The organism is Sorangium sp. So ce296 (genome assembly GCF_051529605.1).
GTDB lineage: Bacteria > Myxococcota_A > Polyangia > Polyangiales > Polyangiaceae > Sorangium > Sorangium cellulosum_D.
The window spans coordinates 5,437,540-5,459,079 of record NZ_CP150325.1 but is presented as its reverse complement, the minus strand read 5'-3'; the positions used below and the strand labels follow the sequence as shown (position 1 = coordinate 5,459,079).

The following is a 21,540-nucleotide window of genomic DNA, read 5'->3' as shown; positions in this document are numbered from 1 at the left end:
TCACAGGAACGTGAGAGCTCATCGAGGATTGGTTTGATCGGCAGACCGGACGTAGTCGCCGTAGGACAGGCCGTCGTCGCGCAGGACGTTGCAGCAGGACCAGAGCTTCTGGACGATTTGAGCGGAGGGGTTCGACACGTTCAGGGGACCTTGTCTTTCACTCGAAGCAGACGCGCTGGATGAACTCGCCGTGAAGTGGGTCGAAGTCCTTGTCCGTCGTGATCAGGGTAGCGGATGCTGCCCGAGCGCATGCCGCGATCCAGATATCGTTATCGGACAGCTTCTTTCCCTTTCGCACCAGGCATGCATGCATCGCGGCGTAGGCTTCGAACACGGCCTCATCGTGGATATCGATCGGCACGAGCTGCCCGAGGAGAGCTCGGAGACGTTCTGTCTTGTCTTCGCCCCAGCCGCGGTACTGCGCAAACGCGAGCGCCTCGCCGACCGTGACGACGGAGATCAGCGGGCGCTCCGCGCGCTTGCCGAGGCGCATCGCTGCATCGATCGCCCTGCCGGTCTCGTTCCCTCTTACGAGATGGAGGACGACCACAGTATCGAGCAGAACGAGCCCAGTCATGAGAGCTCTTTGATGGCCTGGTCGAACTCCTCGTCCGTCTCGTCGCCCGGCCACTTCCCGAAGATCGCGTTGACGCCGGACGTCGCGGTCTGCGGTCTGTAGAGCGCTCGCGGCTCCCTGCGACGACCGAAGATGGGCTTCGGGACCTTCGACCAGAAGCCGGAGATCCCCTCCCCATCTTCGATCCGCTCGGCGTCGAGCCGAAGGATACGACCCGAAGGGCGGTACACTGCCCGGCCGTGGACCAGGACGCGACGGCTGAGGAGCTCGCGGGCGGCCTCGACGCTCCCCCCAGCGAGCACGCCCCGGATCTCCTCTCCGCTGTCGAGCTTGATCGCGAAGGACTGGGTGCTCATCCGGACCATGTCGAGCAGGCCAGCGATGCGCACGGCCTGGGCTCTTGGCGTGGATGCGCTGAGCTTCCTCGCCGTCTCGACCGTCACTCGGTCGACCACGGCCTCGCCGGGAGCACCGGTCCGGTGCTCCTCGACCCGAAGCGCGTCGAATCCGGCCTCGAGCAACCGGCCGAAATGAGCGACGCGCTGGAGCAGGGGGCGATCGAAGCGCTCGCTGTCCGGGTTGCCGGCGCCGACGTCCTGGAGGACGCCGGCGAGCACGTCGAACCCTGTCCAACCGGGAGGAGGCCGCGACGGCCATATCTCCGCCTGAAGATAGAGCTCCTCGGCGGCCTCGCCGAGCTCCGGGGCCTCGAAGTGCAAGGTCGTGTCGTCGTTGCCCTCGACGTCCACGAGCCGGATGTCGCAGGCGGCGTTGAACCAGGCACGAGGTCGTCCGGCCGCGACGCTCCGCCCCTCGAAGGCCATCAGGACGGAGCGCCGCACCGCAACGTCGACCTGCTGGAGGGCGACGCCCAGCGGGGCGGCTGGCACGCGATGGCCGAAGCGCTTCGCGCTGGAGAGGCGGACGGCGTGGTGGACGATGGGCACGGCGGGCTCCTTCGGGTCGTGGCGTGGCTCGGCCGAAGCCGACAGGAAGAGGATAGCGCGAGCGGGCGCCGCCGTGCACGGTGGGGCGTCAGGTGTCGGGCTCCTGAGCGAAGTACTCCGCCACCTTCTCGAGAAAGTTGAGTTTGAGGGACGATGCGAGCTGGAGCTTACGGATTCCCTCGATGGTTTCGCACAGTTTGTTGAACGGCAGGAAGCCACAGACCTCGGGAAGTGCCTTCTCGCGCAGCGCGAAGGTCGGGCGCTGGATCTCCTGCTCGACCTTGTCGCGGCGCTCCTCGGGAGCGACCAGGTAGAGCATGATGTCGAGGTTCGGCTGGAGGGACAGGAGATCCGACATCCGGAGCAGACCGGAGTAGATCGACGTGGTGCACTCGACCTCGAGCACGCGCCGCACCCCGGCGAGATATCCAACGATCGTATCGAGGACCCATGCCCGCGCGCGAGGGCGGGAGGCCAGCTCAGTGGTGTACACGGCCTCCCCGGTGCTCAGGCAATCTCTGGCGGCGCGGGCGCCTCGGGCACGGCCTTCTTCGCCTTCTTCACCCTCGCCGCGGCGGCGCGGGGGACATGGAGCTCGTCCAGATAGCCGAACACCTGGGCTTCGAGGTCGGGCGGCAGCTTCGGGTTGTGCTCCAGCTCGTCGGCGATGCCTGCCCGCAGGCGGGAGAGGAGGCCTATCGTGGCGGCGCGGAGCGCGCCCGCGCCCTTGCGCGAGGTCTCCTTCATGTCGGCGCGATCGCTGAGCATGGAGTGGAGCCGCTCGCCGGCGTCGAGGAAGCCGCTGATCCAGTCATGGAGGGTCTCTCCGCCGGCGGCGGGGAAGCGCTCGAGATCGGCCTTGTGCTGCTTGAGGATCTTCTTGCGCTCGATGGCCGCCCTGGCCTCGTCCGCGTAGCTCGCCTTGAGCTCGGACAGGGCGGGGATGAACGCGCGGCGGATCCGTGTCGCAGCAGCGACCGTCTCCGCCGAAACCTGCGGGTGCCGGAGGTAAGCCTCGGTCATGTACCAGACCGCCTTGCCGAAGCCATCGTGCTCCACGTCGGTCTCCTCGAGCTCCGCCGCGAGGGCCTTCCCTCCGATCACGACGGGAGGAAGGGCGGAGATCTCCTCCAGCTTCTTCGCGAGCATCGGCTCGTAGGTCTTGCCGGAGCTCGTGCGCAAGAGCGCCGGTCTGCGCTTGTCGAACAGGTCGGTGAGCCCGAGCTTCAGATCGGACAGCGTGAGGTTTTGCATCCTGTCGAGGGTAGAAAGGCGAGCAGGAAGATCAAGCCGCCCCGGCCGTCGGAACAGTGCCTGATCCGGCGGCGAGGCGCGGGCGTCGCGCCGACCATCCCTGCTGCCCCGCCGGCGAGGCGCGGGCGTCGCGCCGACCATCCCTGCTGCCCCGCCGGCGAGGCGCGGCCGTCGCGCCGACCATCCCCGCTGCCCCGGCGGCGAGGCGCGGCCGTCGCGCCGACCATCCCTGATGCCCCGGCCGCGAGGCGAAAAGACCGAAGCCGCGACGGCCATCTGCAGGGCGCCGGGAAGGGGGACATCATGAGTCTTCCAGCACACGCCCGAGGACCGCCTCCGCCCTGGGATACCCCATGAGCCTTCCAGGACACGCCCGAGGACCACCTCCGCCCTGTGATACCCTCGCAACGCGCCATGGCCCCCTACCGATCGTCCCGCGAGGACCGCGCCGCGCCGAAGGCGCCGCCCCCAGGCCCCGTGGCCGACATGGTGCAGCAGTTCGCCGACCCGTACGCCTTCCTCCGCGAGCTCGTGCAGAACGGCATGGACGCCGGCGCGCGCAAGATCTCCGTGCGCGTCGAGACGCTGCCCGGCGCCTGCGCCACCTCGGTCGCCGACGACGGCAGCGGCATGAGCCGCGAGGACATCGAGGGGCCGCTCCTCACCCTCTTCAGCTCGTCCAAGGAAGGCGACCCCAGCAAGATCGGCAAATACGGCGTCGGCTTCGTCTCCGTGTTCGCCATCCAGCCAGAGCAGGTCGACGTCGAGACGTGGCGCGACGGCCAGGCCTGGCTCCTCCACCTGCGCAGCGACACGAGCTACGAGCTCGACGACGCCGGCCCCCGACAGGGCAGCGGCACCCGCGTGACCCTGATCCAGCGGCTCAGCCGGGAGGCGTTCGTGGAGCACGCGCGGCGCGCGCGGGCGGCGCTCCGCCGCTGGTGCCGCCACGCCGAGTGCGAGATCGCCCTCAGCATCGCCGACCACGAAGGAAACGCGCGCGCATCCGTCGAGCGCATCGACGCCCCGCTCTCCGTCGCGGCGCCCGTGTCCGTGACCGCCGTCGAGGAGGACACCACCTTCGTGGTCGGCCCGTCCGCCGGCGCCCAGCACCTCCCACCCCCCACCGGCGGCGAGCCCGCCGCCGAGCAGGGCCAGAGCTTCGCCGGCTTCTACAACCGCGGCCTCACCCTGTTCGAGACCACGGACGAGCTCTTCGGCGGGCTGTCGGGCGTTCGGTTCAAGGTGATGAGCCCCCACCTCCAGCACACCCTGAGCCGCGACAACGTACGCCGCGACGACGCCTTCTGGGAGGCGCTCGCCCGCGTGCGCGAGCTCGTCAAAGGGCCGCTCCGCCGCAAGCTCGCCGCACGCCTCCCCAAGGCCGCGGCGAGGGCCGCCGCCAGCGAGCGCGCCGCCGCCACGTACGCGGCCATGCTCGAGGCGGCGCTGTCGCCGCCGACCGCGCTCGATCCCGACGAGATCCCGTTCCCGCTCGCGAGCCCCGTCGCCGGCGACCGGGCGCGCGCCGGCCTGCGGGCGCTCGCGCCAGGGCGCGAGCCGCTGCTCGTCGCCGATCGGGCCGACGCGCTGACCGAGGCCATGGCGCAGGGCGGCCTGCCCGTCGTGCTGTGCAACCACCCCGCCACCGTCGCGCTGCTCAAGCGGTGCTTCCCGGCGGCGCGCATCGAGCACGCGCGCGCGGCCTACCTGCTCGTGCACGAATCGCCCGAGAGCGCCCGCGCGGCCGACGCGCCGCTGCTCCAGGTGGTCGAAGGCGCCCTCGCCCGCGCCCGGCACCGCGTCGCCCGCGTGAGCCTCTGCCAGATCCAGGGCGCCCTCCGCGAGCGCGGCGCGATCCTCCTGCCCGCCCGCGAGCGCGGCGGGCCCGAGCGGAGCTGCCACGCCGCGCGCGACGTGGTGCGGCGCGCGGCCCGCTTCCGGCCAGGGCACGCCCTCTACCTCAACGTCGACAGCGACACCGTGGCGCTCGCGCGCAGGCGCGCCGCCGTCGATCCCGTGACCGCCGGCAACCTGCTCGCCCGCGCGCTGCTCGTCGAGGCCAAGGGGCCGCTCGACCCCGACGACAGCGACCGGCTCCTCGACCTCGCGGCGAGCCCGCCGCCGCTCGCGCGCGCGCCGAGGGGGCTCCCGCGGTGAGCCGGATCGTCGCCCGCGGCGCCATCCGCGTCGATGCCCGCCGCGCCGTCCAGAAGCTCCGGGAACACCTGCTCGTCGACCTGGACCTCTACCTGCTCGAGCTCGTCCGCGCCGCCGCGGCCGGCGGCGCGACGCGGATCGACCTCGAGTACGACGCCGACGACGTCGCCGTGACCTTCGACGGAGCGCCGCCCGACGCGCCCGCCCTCACGCGCCTGCTCGACCACGTGCTCAACGCCGCGCCCGACGCGTCGTCCCGGAGGCTCCGGCTGCTCGCGCTCGGCGTGAACGCGGCGCTCGGGCTGCGCCCCGCGCGCGTCGACCTGATCACGACCGCCCGCGGGCCGTCCGGCGAGGCCTCCGGGGCGACCTGCACGCGCGTGCGCTTCACGCCCGCCCTGCTCGAGGCGCCAGCCGACGCCCTCGCGCCGGCCACCGCCCCCGCCTGCGACGAGGTGCCGCGGCCGCCCGGGATGCCCGCCGCCGGGCTGCGCGTCGAGGTGCGGCGGCGGCTCGGATGGTCGGTGCTGCGCCGGGCGCTCACCGGCGACACCCCGCCGGAGCTCGCCCACCTGGCCGCGGCCACCGCCGACTTCCCGATCCCGATCACCCTCGCCGGCGAGCCGCTCCGCCGCGCCCTCCCGGGCGGCCAGCCCGCGGCGCTCGTGCGCGTGCCCTTCCACGTGCACGGCGCGCGCCGCGCCGCGATCGAGATCGTCGCGCCCCGCGACCTCGCGGCCGCGCCGGCCGCCGCCACGCCCCTGCCCGCGGCGCCCTCGTCGCCGCTCTCCAACGCCCTGTCTCCCCTCCCGCCGCTGTCCCCGCCGCTGCCCCTGCCCCTCTCCATGCCCCTCTCCTCGCCCCTCTCCGGCCTCCCCGCCGTCGACTACCTCGAGCACGGCGTGCGGCTCGTCCGCGAGCGCTTCCACTTCGAGCCGCGGTTCCCCTCGGCGCCCTACCAGGGCGTCGAGCTCCCGGTCCGCCTCGTCGTCGACGCGGACGAGCTGCCCACCAACGCCTCGCGCTCGGCGCTGCGCGAGGACGCGCCCCTCCGCGCGCGCCTGCGCGAGGCGGCGAGCGGCGCGCTGCTCGACGCGCTCGCGGCGCTCACCGCCGTCGCCCGCGGCGAGGGCACGATCCCCGAGGGCGCGCTCGTCCTCGACGAGGACCCCGGCCGGATCGAGGACGCGCTCGCGGCCTTCGCGTGCGTCGCGACCGGGGCGGCGCGCGCGGGCGGGCGGCTGCCCCCGGAGGCGCAGGCCGCGCGCGAGCTCCCGCTGCTCCGCGACGGGCACGGGCGGCCGATGTCGCTCGCGGCGCTCGACGCGCACGACGCGACGACCCTCTTCATCCATCGCGGCGACGCGAGGCTCCCGGAGGAGCTCTCCCCCTGGGCCAGCGACGTGATCTGGAGCCGCGGGGGGCTCGTCGAGCGCGCGCTCGCCGGGCTCCCGCTCGCCGACACGGAGGCGATGATCGAGCAGGCGAAGCTCGGCGCCGGGCGCCGCAGGGCGTTCCTCCTGCACGCGACCGGCGAGCCCGTGGTGCCGCCCTCGCCCGAGCACGCCTTCCGCGCCGCCTTCCACGTGGACGAGGGGCCGCTCGACGGGCTGCGCGGCGAGCTCGCCGTCTTCGCCGACGGCGGCGAGGCCCACCGCGGCGCCGAGGTCCGGGTGTTCGTGGACGGGCGGCACCTCGAGACCGTGGCGCTCGATCCCGCCGCCGTCCCCCTGCCCGTGGAGATCGCGCTCGCGTGGGAGGGGCGCGTGCGGCCGCGGTTCGGGTACGACGGCGTGGAGCGCGACGCGCGCTTCATCCGCGCGATCCGCCACGCGCTCGGCGTCGCGCTCGCCGCGGCCGACGCCGAGGCGCGGCGGCTCTTCGGGCCGAGGGCCGCGCACCAGGGCGCGCCGCCGCCCGAGCGCGAGCTCGCTCGCCTGAGGGGCCCGCTGCGCGCCGCGATCGGGACGCTGTTCTGCGCCCCGCCGCGCCTCGGCGCGCCCGGCGGCAGGCAGGCGCGGCGCGGCGCGCCGGGGCGGCGCGGCGGCGATGACCTCGCGCCGTCGCGCTTCGGCGGCCTCCTGGAGGCGCGGCTCTGGCCGCTGCACGGGTCGAGCCGGCTCATGAGCCTCAAGGGCCTGGCCGCGTTCGCGCGGGCCGCGGGCGGCCTCTGCACCGCGCCGCCCGAGGCGCGGGGGCGCGCGGCCGACCGGCGGCCCGTGCTCGCCGCCTCGCAGCGCGAGCTCGACTGGCTCGCCGCCGCGATCCCGGGGTGCGAGCTCGTCCCCTACACGCCGGGGCTCTTCGGCGAGGACGAGCTCGAGGCGCGCGGCCCGGCGCGGCGGCGAGCGCTCGCGGCGTCGCTGGAGAAGCTCGCGCCGAAGGGCGCCGCGGGCGCGCCGGTCCTCGAGGTCGCCGGCGCCGGCTTCCTCGCCCTCGCCACGCCCGGCGACGCGATGGTCGAGGTGTGGCACCACGCGTCGCAACCGCTCGCCACCCTGAAGGCCGCGCCGCTCCTCGGCCCCGCCCACGTCGCGATCGACGACGACGCGGCGGTGCCGAACCGGGCGTGGAACGGGGTCGCGTCGCCCCGCAACGACGCCGCGGTCCACGAGGTCGAGCGCGCGCTCTGCGAGGCGATCGTCGCCGCGCTCGAGGGCGACGCGGCGGCGCGCGCGCGGCTCGGGCTGCGGGACGATCCGCTCCGCCACGGCGGCAGGCCGGACGCGCGCCTCGCCGCCTACCTCCTCGACAGCGCGCGGGCGCTCGCGGAGCGGGCCCGGAGCACGCCGGCCGAGGCGGGCCCCGGCGGGCTCGCGGCGCGCATCCGGCGCCTGCCGCTGCTCACGATGCTCGACCCGCGCGGCCAGGAGGTCGCGCGCTCGCTCGAGGCCGTCGACCGGACGCACCCGCCGCCGGCGCCGATCCCGGTGCTCGACGAGGCGCCCGGCTTCGAGACGCTCGCCTGGCACCCCCTCGTCGTCCGCGACCCGCGCGAGCGCGCGGCGCTCCTGCGGTGGGCGGGCGGCCGCGTCCTCCCGGCGGCCGCCGGGGTGCCGGCGCGGCGGCTCCGCGCCGCCATCGAACAGAACCTCCGCAGGCGCGCCGAGAGGGCGCAAGAGACGCAAGAGACGCAAGAGACGCAAGAGGAGCGCCGGGCCGGCGCCGGCGCGGCGCCGGCGCCGCGCGCGCCGCTCGCGCAGCCGGGCGCGCCGTCGCACCCGCTCCTCCGGGTGAGCCCCGCGGCGCTCGGCGTGCGCGATATCGAGGGCGAGATCGAGATCGTCGAGGGGCCGGCGTCGGACGCCCGCCTCGTCGGCCCGGGCGGCGAGGAGCGGCGCCTCGAGGTGGACCTGCCGATCCCGCTGCGCATCGTGGCGCGCGCCTCCGCCGCGGACCCGCCGAGGGACGAGGTGCACGCGCTGCTGACGCGCCTCGCGAAGGGCGCGGGCCGCTACCTGATCTCGCTCGCGCCCCACTTCGACGAGCTACCGCCGTTCGTCCGGAGCCACACGCGCCGCGCGGTCCTGCGGACGCTCGCCCAGGGCAAGCGCGTGGTCGCCGGCGCCGCGAGCGCGCCGCTGTTCCCCGACATCGAGGGGACCCTCTGGTCGCTCGACGAGCTCCGGCTCGACCCGCGCGCCACGTGGCTGTGCACCTCGACGCCGCCGCCCTACCCGAAGCAGCGCTACGAGCGGCCGGTGCTCGCGCTGAGCACGCCCGAGCGGCTGCAGCTCGCGACGGCGGTGGTCGTCAAGGACATCACCGACGTCGTGGCGCGCGATCGCGCGACCGAGGAGCGCCTCGCGGCGCCGCCGCTCGCCGTCGTCGGCCTCGACGACGCCGCGCGCGCGGCGTGCTTCGCCGTCTTCCCCTTCGCCCCGCAGGAGGGCGCGCCGCCGGCGCACGGCGAGATCGGCCTGCTCGCCCCGGAGCACGCCGGCGCGGCCGGGATCGCGGTGCACGTCGGGCGGCGCCCGCTCTGCGCGATCGACGCCGGCGACGGGTGGCCGCTGTGCGCGGCCGTCAACGACGACGCGCTCGAGCCGAACCGCGCCTTCGACGGGCTCAAGGCGAGCGCGGACGCGGCGAGGCTCCGGCAGGCGGTGCGCGACGCCGCCGGCCGGTGGCTGCGCGGCCGGCTCGCGCCGCCCGGGGACGCGCTCGCGACGCGGTGGATCGACGCCGCCACGGGCGGGCCGCGGCCGCTGTTCGTGACCGGCGCGCTCTGGCTGCCGGCGCGGTGGCCCCGCGCGCCGCGGGTGCTCGTCGGCGCGCCCTCCGCGGCGACCGTCGAGGGCCGCGGCGCCGGCGAGGGCAGCGGCCCCGGCGAGGGCCGCGGCGCCGGCGAGGGCAGCGGCCACGGCGAGGCCGGCGGCCCCGGCGAGGGCAGCGACGCCGGCGAGGGCAGCGGCCACGGCGAGGCCGGCGGCCCCGGCGAGGGCTTCGCGCCGCGCGCGCTGCTCTCCGGGGCGGGCGCCGGCGGCGTGAGCGGCCTCGCGCCGGTCGAGGGGATGCTCCTCGTGTGGCCGCTCCACGCGGCGCCGTGGGAAACGGTCGCGGAGCTCGCGATGGCGGCGGCGGCCTCGATGGCGGCCGAGCTCTCGGACGAGGCGGCCGCCGCGCCGTACCTGTGGAACCTGCACCTGCTCGGCCGCCTCTCCGGCGGCAGGCTCGCCGCGCGGACCGCCGGCGGGGAGACCGTCGGCCCGGCGGAGGTCCGCGCGGAGCTCGCGGCGCGCGGCTGCCTGTGGATCACCGATCGCCGCGGGAGCGCGGACGGCGATTTCCCGGAGGAGACGCCGGCGTTCGTGCTGCTCGACGACGGCTCGCCGCTCGTCGAGGTGCTGCGCCACCGGGCCTCCCCGGGCGCGCTGCGCGAGCTCGGCGCGCCCGCGGCGCCGCCGGCGTCGACCGGCGCCGGCGCCGGCGCGGCCGAGGTCGGGGTCGCCGCCGGGGCCGTCGCTTTCGCGGCGAACGCCGAAGCGCCGCCGAGCTCCCGCGGCGCGCGCGCCGCCGCGGGCATGACCCTGGAGCGATCCCACGCGGGGGCATCCAGCGCCGAGGCCGCCGCGGGCGCGCCCGACTCGAGCCGCGCGCGCGCGTGGGTCGGCGCGCTGTGGCGCAGCGTCCGCGGCCTCATCGGCGGCGAGGCGGCGGCGCTGCCCGGCGCCTCGCCCGAGCGGCGCGGCGCCCCGGCCGAGAGCCCGCTCGCGGCGGCGCTCGGCGAGGCCATCGCCCGGATGGGCCTCGCGGGGTCCCCGGTCCGCGCCGTCGTCGAGAGCCGCTCGGGGCGGCCGGTCCGCTACGACGCGAGCCGGTGCCACATCGTCGTCAACACCGAGCACGAGGCGCTCGCGTGGCTGCGCGGGCGCGGCGCGCCGGACCCCGCAGTCGTCGCGCTGCTGGCGGCGGCCGCCGTCGGCGAGGTGAACCGCGCGCTGAAGTCGGTCACCGACGCGGAGGAGCGCCGGGCGCTCGAGCACCTGCTGCGCTGGATGGGGTAACGCGCGCCGGCGGCGCGCCGCCGGGGCATGAGGCCCGCGCCGGCGCGGCAGAGCCCGCCCCGCGCCTCCGCCGCGCGTTGCCTGCCCGCCGCCGGGACGCAAAGCTCTCTCCGTGGACACCGTCTTCACCATCGGCCACGGCACGCGCAGCGTGGAGGAGCTCGTCGAGCTGCTCGGCGAGGGGCCGGCCGACACGCTCGTCGACGTCCGGAGGTTCCCGGGATCCAGCCGCTCGCCGCACCTCGGCCGCCCCGCGCTGGCCGAGGCGCTGCCGCCGCTCGGGGTGACCTACGTCTTCCGCGGCGACGCGCTGGGCGGCCGGCGGACCGGGCGGGACGGCTCGCCCCATATCGCCTGGGAGAACCCGAGCTTCCGGGCCTACGCCGACCACATGGAGACGGCCGAGTTCCAGCGCGCGCTCGCCGAGGTGGAGGCGGAAGCCCGGGCCGGACGGCGCTTGGCCGTCATGTGCGCCGAGACGCTCTGGTGGCGCTGCCACCGCCGCCTCATCGCCGACGCCCTCGTGGCGCGCGGCGTCGCGGTCGTCCACCTGCTCGGCCCCGGCGCGCGGGCCCCGCACGCGCTGAACCCCGCGGCGCGGATCGACCGCTCCGGCCGCCTCATCTACGACGTCGGCGCCCAGCGCGCGCTGCCGCTCGGCGGCGCCGGCGCCGGGCGCGCCCCCGCGTCGGCCCGGCCCGCGCGCCCGCGCCGCGCGCGGTGATCCGCGGGCCGCGCCGCGCCGCCGGGTGCATCCGCCCCGGGTCTTGTGCTCCACTGCGCCCATGACGGAGAGCGCCGCGGCGCGAATGACCGAGAAGATCGCGGCGGTGCTCGCCGGCCGCGAGCCGAGCCTGCCTGCCCGCGCCGGCGAGGCGCTCGCGCGCTGGCTCGAGCTCGTCCAGGGGTGGAACGCGAAGGTCGATCTGACGGCCGCGCGGAGCCCCGATGAGCTCGCCGACCTGATGCTCGCGGACGCGCGGCTCCTCTCGGAGCACGTCCCCGAGGGGCGGCGCGTGGTCGACGTCGGCACCGGGGCCGGCGCGCCCGGGCTGCCGCTCGCGCTGCTGCGGCCGGATCTGGACGTGACCCTGGTCGAGCCCCTGCAAAAGCGCGTCGCCTTCCTGCGGACGGCGATAGGCACGCTGGTTCAGGAGGGCGAGCTCAAGAGGGCACCGCGGGTCGAGCGCGCGCGCGGCGAGGACCTCGTGCGGGCAGGGAGGTCGTTCGAGGTGGCGATCTCCCGCGCGACGCTCGCGCCGGACGCGTGGCTGCCCCTCGGCGCGGCGCTCACGGCGCGCGAGCCGGCGGAGCGGCGCGAGATCTGGGTCCTGCTCGCCCGCGACGAGCCGCCGGCGCACGCCGGCTGGGCGCCCGCGACCGATCTCCGGTATCGCTGGCCGCTCACCGGGGCCGATCGACGCGCAGTGCGGTATCTGCCAGAAGCCGCCAAGAATGCCTGATCGCCAGGTAGGGCGCCCCCTGAGAAAGTCGCGAATCGCGCCGATTGCGTTGCTGCCGGCGGCTGCACCCCGGAGCGTCGTCCGCTTTTGCGGAGGCTCCATTTCGCGAGCTTCTCGGTTCCCAGGTATGGCGGAGCCTCACCGATTCCGTTACTGTCCGGAAACCACATGCAGGCGCCCGACCTGGGCACCGCCTCTTGGCTCCGGAGACAGGCATGAAAATCCAACGCATTTCGGCGGTTTTGCTCACCGCGGTCGCCACCTCGGCAGGATTCATCGGTTGTGGCTCTGACGATCCGGACGATGGCGCTGGCGGGACCGGGGCCTCGGGCTCGGCCTCGTCCACGTCCGCGTCGACCACGGGCCCCGTCGCCGTGAGCACCGGCAGCAGCGGCCCGGATCTCGCGAAGTTCCTCGGCACCGCGTGCGAAGCGGACGCCGACTGCGGGCCGGACGGGATCTGCTTTCTGGAGGGGTCCAACGACTTCTTCGGCGGCGGCCCTGCGGGCGGGTACTGCACGAAGGAGTGCGGCGGAGACGACGATTGCGAGGGGGAAGGCAGCGCGTGCATCGGCGACCTCTGCCTGCTCGGCTGCATTCCGGGGGATCCCCCGTTCACGGAGGGCGACGCGAGCGTCGATCCGGACAAGTGCCAGGGGCGCGAAGAGCTGCGCTGTGAGGCATTCCAGGGGGCGACGGTCTGCTTGCCGGGCTGCGGCGCGGACGTCCAGTGCAGCGACCGCGTGTGCGACCCCCGGTCGAGCGTCTGCGTCGACGAGCCGAACGAGGGGCTGCCCAACGGCACCCAGTGCGAGCTCGACGAGGACGGCAACGATCCCTGCGCCGGGTGGTGCGTCGGCGTCACCGACGAAGTCGCCATGTGCGCCGAGCTCTGCGGGCTCAATGGCGATCCCGCCCTCGACTGCGGAGGTCCCCAGAAGGGCCTCTGCGCTTACCCGCTCGAGCGGGACGCCGGTCCGGGCGACATCGGGCTCTGCGTCAATGCGTGCAAGGCCCACAGCGACTGCCTCCTGCCGCTCTTCTCCTGCGAGAACCTGGGCACGGCGACGAACGTCGTGGGCTTCTGCTTCTTCGGGCCGGCCGAGTGCGAGGACGTCGGGGAAGAGTGCGAGGATGGGACCGTCTGCAGCGAGACGCCGAACGGCCTCTTCTGCCTCGATCCGGCCTTCCCGCTGGACGACGCCGGCACGGGCGGCGGCGGCGGCGGCGGTGGTGGCGCCGGCGGCGACGGCGGCGGTGGTGCTGGCGCCGGCACGGGCGGCGAGGGCGGCACCGGCGCGACGAGCGGCACCGGCGGCGAGGGCGGCACCGGCGCGACGAGCGGCACGGGCGGCGAGGGCGGCACCGGCGCGACCGGCGGCACCGGCGGCGCGGGCGGCACTGGCGCGACCGGCGGCACCGGCGGCGCAGGCGGCACCGGCGCTGCTGGCGGCGCGGGCGGTGCTGGCGGCGCTGGCGGCGCCTGAGCGGCAAGTCCCCCGGACCCGGGCCTCTCCTCCCCAGCGAGCGCCGCGGACATCGCGGATGAGGCCCTCCGGTCCACACGCTTTCTCCAGCTCCTCGAACTCCCCTCCTCTCGTCGCGTCACCCTCTCTGCTCCATCAAGGTTGAGCGCCGGGCTCGAACAGGAGGGAAGACGGGAAGAAACGCCCGCGACGCTCTCCCCTCCTCTCCTTCCACGTCCATTTCTCCGCGCAGATCGGCGCGCTCGCGAGCCCATCCGTTCGGGGGTGTAGCGATGTTGGAGCGCTCGAGCCGTTCGGCCTGTGACGGACCCGCGAGCGTCGAGCCCGCGGCCGAGGAGGGAGAACGCGAGCGCGCGACGCGGTTTCCCGCGTAGATCGCGCCTCTCGGCGCGAGCACCACGAGGCGCGCCGTCCCACGCGGGGCAGATCGCCACACGAGACGACCGGCGTGGCGCGTCGACGCTCGGCGCGCGCCGACGCGCGCCGCACCGGCACCCCGTTTGCTCATGCGCCATGCGGCCAGGAGGACCGCATGAACAAGCTCGCTCTTCTCACCTCGGCCGCCGCCGTGGCGGTGGCTACCATGGGATTCACCGAAGCCGCGCACGCTCAGGAAAGGACGCGCGACACGGTCACCATCACCGATTCCGTGCCGAACCGCGGGCTCATCTGGAGCGGCGTCGCCGTGCTCGGCACCACCTACGGGATCTCGACCGTCGTGGCGACGTTCAGCGACAGGCCCGCGGACCGAGCGCTCTGGGTGCCCATCGCGGGGCCCTGGATCGATCTCGGGACCCGCGGCAAATGCGGCGGCGATCGGTCGTGCAACACCGAGGCGACCAACAAGGTGCTGCTCGTGGCCGACGGGCTCGGTCAGGCCATCGGCGCGCTGCAGATCCTGAGCGGCTTCATCTTCCCGGCGAAGCGCACGGTGACCGAGGTCGGGAGCGTGCAGATCATCCCCATGGGCAAGGGGCTCGCCGCCAGGACGGTGTTCTGAGCCGACATGGGACGTCGTGAGCCCGCCCCGGCCCCGCCGCGGGCCCGGGGCCTAGCCGGCGGCAGGCGGCGCGCTCGCCCGGAGCGACAGGCCGCGAACGAGCGTCGCGAGCGTGCGCAGCACCGGGGTGTCGATCCCCGCCCGGCGCCCGCGATCGACCACGGCGCCCTGGAGGATGTCGACCTCGGTCGCGCGGCCGGCGCGCACGTCCTGCAGCATCGACGGCTCGGTGAGCGGGAAGTCCGCGCGCGTGAGCGCGATCATCGCGTCCGCCGTCGCCTCGGAGATGTCCGCCCCCTCCGCCCGCGCGACCGCGATCACCTCGAGCATCGCCGCCCGGAGCAGGTCCTCCATGCGCTCCACGACCGCCCCGGCGCGCTGGCCGGTCAGCGCGCAGATCGCGTTGAAGGGGGCGTTCCAAACCATCTTCTCCCAGAGCATCGACCGGTAGTCCGAGCCCCGGCGGACGGGGATGCCGGCGCGCTCGAGCAGCGCGGCGGTCGCCTCGACCCGCGCCTCCTGCCCCGGCCGGTACGGCGCGAGGCCGGCGCGCGTCGCCGCGAGCGTCTCGATCTCCCCAGGGCCGCTGAGGCCCGCGGACATGTACGCGATGGAGGCCAGCACCCGCGAGGCGCCGACCTCGCGCGCGACCGCATCCTCCGACTCCAGCCCGTTCAGCAGGGGCAGAGCGAGGCCGTCCGCCGCGAGCAGCCCGGGGAGCTTGGCGCTGACGTCGCCGAGCGACGGCCACTTCACGGCGACGAGCGCGAGATCGAACGGCCCGCGCACCGCGTCGAGCGGCGCCACGCGCAGCGGCGGCGTGCGCACCTCGCCGGTCGGCGTGCGGAGGATGAGGCCGCGCGACCGCATCGCCTCGGCGTGCGCGCCCCGCGCGACGAAGGTGACGTCTTGCCCGGCGAGGGCGAGCCTCGCCCCGAAATAACCGCCCACCGCGCCCGCGCCGACAACGAGGATCCGCATCGGCGGCGACCATAGCACGCTCGGACCGAGGACCGAGCGCAGAGAACCGACATGTGGCGATCAGCGCGGATTGCGGATATGCATGAGCCCAGATGCAAAGGCCGGACGTCCCCACCACGGCTCAAGCCGGCGGCAGCATGACCGAAGGCGGCGAGCCGAGCGCGACGCTGGAAGGCGAGCAGATCCAGCTCTTGCTCGACGCCCTGCCGGCGCTCATCTCCTATATCGATGACGAGGAGCGCTATCGCATCGTCAACCGGGCCTACGAGCGCTGGTTCGGCGAGGATCGCGTCTCCCTCGCCGGCCGGCACGTGCGCGAGGTGATCGGCGACTCCGCCTACGCCGCCGTGAAGCCGCGCATCGACGCGGTGCTCGGCGGGCAGCCGCAAGACTTCGAGTCGCGGCTCGCGTACCGCAGGAGCGGCAGGCGCCACGTCCGCATCCAGTACATTCCTCATTTCGGCGCGAGCGGCGAGGTGGCCGGATTCTTCACGCTCGTCGCGGATATCAGCGAGCAGAAGCGCGCCGAGGAGGCGCGCCGCTTCCTGGCCGACGCGACCGCCCTGCTCGATCCGGTGCTCGACCGCGACACGAGCTACCGGCGCGTCGCGGAGCTCGCGGTCACCTCCGTGGCGGACTGGTGCTCCGTCCACACGATCGAGCCGGACGGCACCCTGCGCGCCCGGGTCATCGCGCACGCGGACCCGGCCAAGGCAGAGCTCGTGTCCAGGCTGGCCGAGCGCAGCCGGATCCCGCCGGAGGCCGAGACGCCGCTGCACGAGGTGCTCCACGGCGGCCCCGGCCGGCTCCTGTCCGAGATCCCCGACAGCGTGTTCGCCGGCGTGGCGCGCGACGCCGAGCACTTCGCCGCCCTGCGCGCGCTCGGCTGCCTCTCGGCGGTGATCGTGCCGATCCGCGGCGAGGAGTGCGTCCTCGCGGCGCTCACGCTCGCCTCCGCCGAGTCGGGCCGCGCCTACACCGCGGCCGATCTCGCCTTCGCCGAGGAGCTCGCGCAGTGCATCCAGGTGGCCCTGCAGCGCATGCGCCTCTACGACATGGCCCGCGACGCCGAGGCCGAGGCGCGGCGGCGCTTCCTGGCCGAGCAGGAGGCGCGCCGGGCCGCCGAGCGCGCCGCGCAGCGCATGGCCGGCCTCCAGCGCATCACCGCGGCGCTCGCCGACGCGCTCACCTGCGAGGCGGTCGCGGAGGTCGCCGTCGACCAGGGCGCCGCCGCCGCGGGCGCGTACGCCGGGTCGATCGTCATCACGGCGGGCGACGCGATCGAGTGCCTCAAGGCGGTCGGCTACCAGCCCGAGATCCTCGAGCGCTTCCGGAGGATGGCCGTCTCCGACGGCCTCCCCCTCACCGAGCCCCTGCGGACCGGCGCGCCCGTCTGGCTGCGCACGCGCAAGGAGTGCGCCGCGCGGTACCCCGATTTCGCGGCCACCGCGCTGACCTCCACGACCGCCTCGCTCTGCTGTCTCCCGCTCCTCGTCCAGGAGCGGCCGATCGGCGCGCTCGGGCTGAGCTTCGCGGAGCCCCGCCCGTTCGATCACGAGGAGCAGGAGTTCCTGCTCGCGCTGTCGCGCCAGTGCGCGCAGGCCCTCGAGCGCGCCCGCCTGCACGAGGAGCGCGCCGCCATCATCGAGCGCGAGCGGCGTGTCGCCCTCGAGAACGCCCGGCTGTACCGCGAGGCCCACGAGGCGGACCGGCGCAAGGACGAGTTCATCGCGATGCTCTCGCACGAGCTCCGCAACCCGCTCGCGCCCATCACCACCGGCCTCGAGCTCCTGCGCATGAGCACCGGCGACCGCGGCGACCGCGACGACAGCCAGATCCTCGCGACCCTCGAGCGGCAGGTGAAGACGATCGTGCGGCTCGTCGACGACCTGCTCGACGTCTCCCGGATCACGCGCGGCAAAATCGAGCTGAAGCGGGAGCGGTTCGACGTCGGCGCCGTGGTCGAGACCGCGGTCGAGTCGGTGCGCCCGCTCCTCGCGCAGCGCCGGCACGAGCTCGCCCTGTCGGTCGAGCCGGGCATGCTCGTGCACGGCGACCGGGTGCGGATCGAGCAGATCGTCGTGAACCTGCTCACCAACGCCATCAAGTACACGAACCCGGGCGGCCGCGTGTCGCTCTCCTGCGCGGCGAGCGGCGGCGACGCGTGGATCCGGGTGACGGACACCGGCGTCGGCATCTCCGCCGAGCTCTTGCCGCGCGTCTTCGAGCCGTTCATGCAGGCGCGGCGCACGCTGGATCGCTCGCAGGGGGGCCTCGGGGTCGGGCTCACGCTCGTGAAGCGGCTGGCCGAGCTGCACGGCGGGCGCGTCGAGGCCATGAGCGCCGGCCCCGGCGAGGGCACCGCCATCAGCGTCTGGCTCCCGCTCGCGGGCGCGTCGGCGGACAGCGCCGCGGCGCCTTCGACCGAGATCCCGCGCTCCGGGGCGGGCGCCCTCCGCGTCCTCCTCGTCGACGACAACGTCGACGCCGCCGAGGGCCTGCGGCGCATCCTCCAGCTCCACGGCCACACCGTCGCGATGGCGCACGACGGCCCGGCGGCGCTCGAGGCCGCGCGCGCGTCGAAGCCCGAGCTCGTCCTGCTCGACATCGGCCTGCCCGGGATGGACGGCTACGAGGTCGTCCGGCGCCTGCGCGCCGAGCCCGAGCTCCGGGGCTCCTACATCGCCGCCGTCTCCGGCTACGGGCAGGATCAGGACCGCCGCCGCTCGCGCGAGGCCGGCTTCGACGCGCACCTGACCAAGCCGGTGGCCACGGCGCAGCTGCTCGCCCTCGTCGCCGAGGCCGCCCCACGCGGGTGACCGGCCCGCCGCCTTTCAGAACTGCAATGCAGTCGCCGCGGCGGCGCGACACACGCGCGAAACAAACTCCTCCTGATTCGCGATAATCGCCCGTTTCCTTTCATTGACGCTGTCGAGATCGCCCTCGCGCGCAGCCTCGTTGCGCTCGCCGGGCGCCGCGAAACACGCAGGAAACAGAGGGGATGTCCGGGCTCGAGCGCGCCATCGGACACACAATTTATTCCAGCGAAACAGTTGTGAAACAGAGGTCACAGTAGACAAGATCCTGTCCGAGACTACGGCCTGCGCCGCGCTCGGACGGCAGTACGGCAGTGACGGTGAGGGTGACTCACCGGGTCCAAAGGTGGGTTTGCATGAGCAAGAAGAAGGACCTCCTCGTCATCGGCAACGGCATGGTCGGGCACAAGCTCATCGAGAACATGGTCCTCGGTGGGTTCCTGCGCGAATGGAACATCACGACCTTCTGCGAGGAGCCCCGGCTCGCCTATGATCGGGTGAACCTGTCCGCCTTCTTCAGCGGGAAATCGGCCGACGACCTCTCGATGGTGAAGCCCGGCCTCTACGAGGAGGCGGGGATTCAGGTCCACCTGGGCGACAAGGCCGTATCGATCGACCGCCGCAAGAAGGCCGTGACCTCCGCGAAGGGGAAGACGGTCTATTACGACAAGCTCATCCTCGCCACGGGCTCGTACCCGTTCGTGCCGCCCATCAAGGGCAAGGACACGAAGGGCTGCTTCGTCTACCGCACGATCGAGGACCTCGAGGCCATGGCGGCCCACGCGAAGGGCGCGAAGGTCGGCACGGTCATCGGCGGCGGCCTGCTCGGGCTGGAGGCGGCCAACGCGCTCAAGAACATGGGGCTCGAGGTCCACGTCGTGGAGTTCGCCCCGCGCCTGATGGCCCTCCAGGTCGACGACGCCGGCGGGGCGATCCTCCGCCGGAAGATCGAGTCGCTCGGCGTCCACGTGCACACGAACACCTCGACCACGGAGATCGTCGCGGAGCACGGCCGCGTGGCGCGGATGCTCTTCGCCGACCAGACCGACCTCGCGACCGACATGATCGTCTTCTCCGCCGGCATCCGGCCGCGGGACGAGCTCGCCAGGGCGTGCGACCTCGCGATCGGCAGCCGCGGCGGCGTGGTCATCAACGAGCGCTGTCAGACGTCCGATCCGGACATCTACGCGATCGGCGAGTGCGCGAGCTATCAAGGCCAGCTCTACGGCCTGGTGGCGCCCGGCTACCACATGGCCAAGGTCGCGGCCGACGCCCTCACCGGCGGGAAGGAGACCTTCGCCGGCTTCGACATGAGCACCAAGCTCAAGCTGATGGGCGTGGACGTCGCGAGCTTCGGCGACGCGTTCGCGGCGCAGGCGGGCGCGCGCGTGGTCAGCTTCATGAACGCGACGTCGAACGTCTACAAGAAGCTCGTCGTCAGCTCGGACGGCAAGCACCTCCTCGGCGGCATCCTGGTCGGCGACGCCTCGAACTACGGGCAGCTGCTCCAGCTCGTGCAGAACAAGATCGTCCTGCCGCCGAACCCCGAGGACCTCATCGTCACGGCGCGCGAGGGCGCGAAGCCGGCGGGCTTCGGGGTCGAGGCGCTGCCCGACACCGCGACGATCTGCTCGTGCCTCAACGTCACGAAGAAGGCCATCTGCTCGGCCATCTGCGACGACAAGCAGGTCACGCTCGCCGCCATCAAGGGGCACACCAAGGCGGGCACCGGCTGCGGCTCGTGCACCACGCTGATCACCGACATCCTCAAGAAGGAGCTCAAGAAGGCCGGCGTCGCGGTCACGAACTACATCTGCGAGCACTTCAACTACTCGCGGCAGGAGCTCTATCACCTCGTCCGGGTCCACGCGATCAAGACCTTCGACGACCTCATCGAGCGCCACGGCAAGGGCAAGGGGTGCGAGATCTGCAAGCCGGCGGTGGCCTCGATCCTCGCCTCGACGTGGAACGAGCACATCCTGAACAAGAAGCACCTCCCGCTCCAGGACACGAACGATCGCTTCCTGGCCAACGTCCAGCGGGACGGCACCTACTCGGTGGTGCCGCGCGTGGCGGCCGGCGAGATCACGCCCGATCAGCTCATCGCCCTCGGGCAGGTCGCGAAGAAGTACAACCTGTACTCGAAGATCACGGGCGGCCAGCGCGTCGACCTGTTCGGGGCGCGGCTGGAGCAGCTGCCCGACATCTGGAGCGAGCTCATCGCGGCCGGCTTCGAGTCGGGGCACGCCTACGGCAAGGCGCTCCGCACCGTGAAGTCGTGCGTGGGCAGCACCTGGTGCCGCTACGGCGTGCAGGACTCGGTGGGCTTCGCGGTCGCGGTCGAGAACCGCTACAAGGGGCTGCGCAGCCCGCACAAGCTGAAGTCCGCGGTGTCCGGCTGCGCGCGCGAGTGCGCCGAGGCGCAGAGCAAGGACTTCGGGATCATCGCGACGGAGAAGGGCTACAACCTCTACCTCTGCGGCAACGGCGGGATGAAGCCGCAGCACGCCCAGCTGTTTGCCGCGGATCTCGACGAGGCGACGCTCATCAAGTACCTCGACCGGTTCCTGATGTTCTACATCCGCACGGCGGACCGGCTCCAGCGCACGGCCACGTGGTTCAACAACCTCGAGGGCGGCATGGATTACCTCCGCCAGGTCATCATCGAGGACTCGCTCGGGATCTGCGAGGAGCTCGAGAAGGAGATGGCCCACCTCATCGCGACCTACGAGTGCGAGTGGAAGGCCGCGGTCTCCGATCCCGAGAAGCTCAAGCAGTTCCGCCCGTTCGTGAACGCCGGCGAGCCCGACCGGAGCATCGTCTTCGTCAGCGAGCGGGCGCAGCACCGCCCCGCGGCCTGGAAGGAAAAGTCGACGCTCGTCGAGGAGATGATCTGACCGCGGGCCGAGGGGCCTCTTCCGAGGGAAATCGCCATGAACGAGCTGCACATGTCGGAATCGCCGAGAAGCGAGGGCGCGGGCCAGGGCTGGGTCGAGGTCTGCGGGGTCGAGGACATCATCCCGAACACGGGGGTCTGCGCGCTCGTGGGGAAGCGCCAGGTCGCCGTCGTCCGGGTCGGCGAGGGCGAGGAGATCTACGCCATCAGCAACTTCGACCCGTTCAGCAAGGCGTTCGTCCTCTCCCGCGGGATCGTCGGCGACAAGGGGGGCGTCCCCAAGATCGCCTCGCCCATCTACAAGCAGAACTTCGACCTGCGCACGGGCCAGTGCCTCGACGACCCGACCGTGCGCGTACCCGTGTATCCCACCCGGATCCGGGGCGGGCGCGTCGAGGTCCTGGACGCGGCGCAGCCGCGCGGCGTGGCGAGCTGACCCGATGGGCTTCTTG

Annotated in this window: 14 protein-coding genes; 9 read left to right on the top strand and 5 right to left on the bottom strand. The window is 73.9% G+C overall.

What is annotated here, in order from left to right; genetic code table 11:
* Positions 1-157 precede the first annotated feature (157 nt).
* The 4 genes from WME98_RS20245 to WME98_RS20230 all read right to left on the bottom strand — a co-directional run bounded on the left by WME98_RS20245 (position 158) and on the right by WME98_RS20230 (position 2,778).
* A complete protein-coding gene (locus WME98_RS20245; RefSeq protein WP_437952759.1) occupies positions 158-577 on the bottom strand; it encodes a PIN domain-containing protein in 420 nt (139 codons plus the stop codon).
* Positions 574-1,524 carry a hypothetical protein gene (locus tag WME98_RS20240; RefSeq protein WP_437952758.1) on the bottom strand — a complete coding sequence of 317 codons (951 nt, stop codon included), beginning with the start codon at positions 1,522-1,524 and terminating at the stop codon, positions 574-576. Before WME98_RS20240 ends, WME98_RS20245 begins: the two co-directional genes overlap by 4 nt.
* Positions 1,525-1,612: 88 nt before the next feature.
* Complete coding sequence (locus WME98_RS20235; RefSeq protein WP_437952757.1) at positions 1,613-2,017, bottom strand: hypothetical protein; 405 nt, start codon at positions 2,015-2,017, stop codon at positions 1,613-1,615.
* Positions 2,018-2,031: 14 nt separating this feature from the next.
* Positions 2,032-2,778, bottom strand: a complete 747-nt coding sequence (locus WME98_RS20230) for a hypothetical protein (protein WP_437952756.1) — start codon at positions 2,776-2,778, stop codon at positions 2,032-2,034.
* A gap of 414 nt (positions 2,779-3,192) precedes the next feature.
* Between WME98_RS20230 and WME98_RS20225 the strand changes: the two genes are divergently transcribed.
* From WME98_RS20225 to WME98_RS20200, 6 genes are all read left to right on the top strand, one after another.
* Positions 3,193-4,938, top strand: coding sequence for an ATP-binding protein (locus WME98_RS20225; RefSeq protein WP_437952755.1), 1,746 nt, complete (start codon positions 3,193-3,195; stop codon positions 4,936-4,938).
* Positions 4,935-10,445 (top strand): hypothetical protein, encoded by a 5,511-nt coding sequence (locus WME98_RS20220; protein ID WP_437952754.1) that lies wholly within the window; start codon positions 4,935-4,937, stop codon positions 10,443-10,445. Before WME98_RS20225 ends, WME98_RS20220 begins: the two co-directional genes overlap by 4 nt.
* A gap of 112 nt (positions 10,446-10,557) precedes the next feature.
* Positions 10,558-11,169: a DUF488 domain-containing protein gene (locus WME98_RS20215; RefSeq protein WP_437952753.1), complete on the top strand. Its 612-nt coding sequence runs from the start codon at positions 10,558-10,560 to the stop codon at positions 11,167-11,169.
* A gap of 85 nt (positions 11,170-11,254) precedes the next feature.
* On the top strand, positions 11,255-11,908 hold the full coding sequence (locus tag WME98_RS20210) for a 16S rRNA (guanine(527)-N(7))-methyltransferase RsmG (protein WP_437952752.1): 654 nt from the start codon (positions 11,255-11,257) through the stop codon (positions 11,906-11,908).
* Between the two features lie 215 nt (positions 11,909-12,123).
* Positions 12,124-13,395: a hypothetical protein gene (locus tag WME98_RS20205; protein ID WP_437952751.1), complete on the top strand. Its 1,272-nt coding sequence runs from the start codon at positions 12,124-12,126 to the stop codon at positions 13,393-13,395.
* A 532-nt stretch (positions 13,396-13,927) separates the two neighbouring features.
* Positions 13,928-14,395: a hypothetical protein gene (locus tag WME98_RS20200; RefSeq protein ID WP_437952750.1), complete on the top strand. Its 468-nt coding sequence runs from the start codon at positions 13,928-13,930 to the stop codon at positions 14,393-14,395.
* 51 nt (positions 14,396-14,446) lie between these two features.
* Here WME98_RS20200 and WME98_RS20195 read toward each other — a convergent pair whose 3' ends face one another.
* Positions 14,447-15,376, bottom strand: coding sequence for a ketopantoate reductase family protein (locus tag WME98_RS20195; RefSeq protein ID WP_437952749.1), 930 nt, complete (start codon positions 15,374-15,376; stop codon positions 14,447-14,449).
* A 92-nt stretch (positions 15,377-15,468) separates the two neighbouring features.
* Here WME98_RS20195 and WME98_RS20190 point away from each other — a divergent pair, with 92 nt between their 5' ends.
* From WME98_RS20190 to nirD, 3 genes are all read left to right on the top strand, one after another.
* The gene (locus WME98_RS20190; protein WP_437952748.1) at positions 15,469-18,195 is read left to right on the top strand and encodes an ATP-binding protein; all 2,727 of its coding nucleotides are present in this window, start codon (positions 15,469-15,471) and stop codon (positions 18,193-18,195) included.
* A 353-nt stretch (positions 18,196-18,548) separates the two neighbouring features.
* Entirely contained in the window at positions 18,549-21,089 is a 2,541-nt protein-coding gene (gene nirB / locus WME98_RS20185; protein WP_437952747.1) for a nitrite reductase large subunit NirB, read from the top strand.
* Positions 21,090-21,140: 51 nt separating this feature from the next.
* The gene (gene nirD / locus WME98_RS20180; protein ID WP_437952746.1) at positions 21,141-21,524 is read left to right on the top strand and encodes a nitrite reductase small subunit NirD; all 384 of its coding nucleotides are present in this window, start codon (positions 21,141-21,143) and stop codon (positions 21,522-21,524) included.
* Positions 21,525-21,540 lie beyond the last annotated feature (16 nt).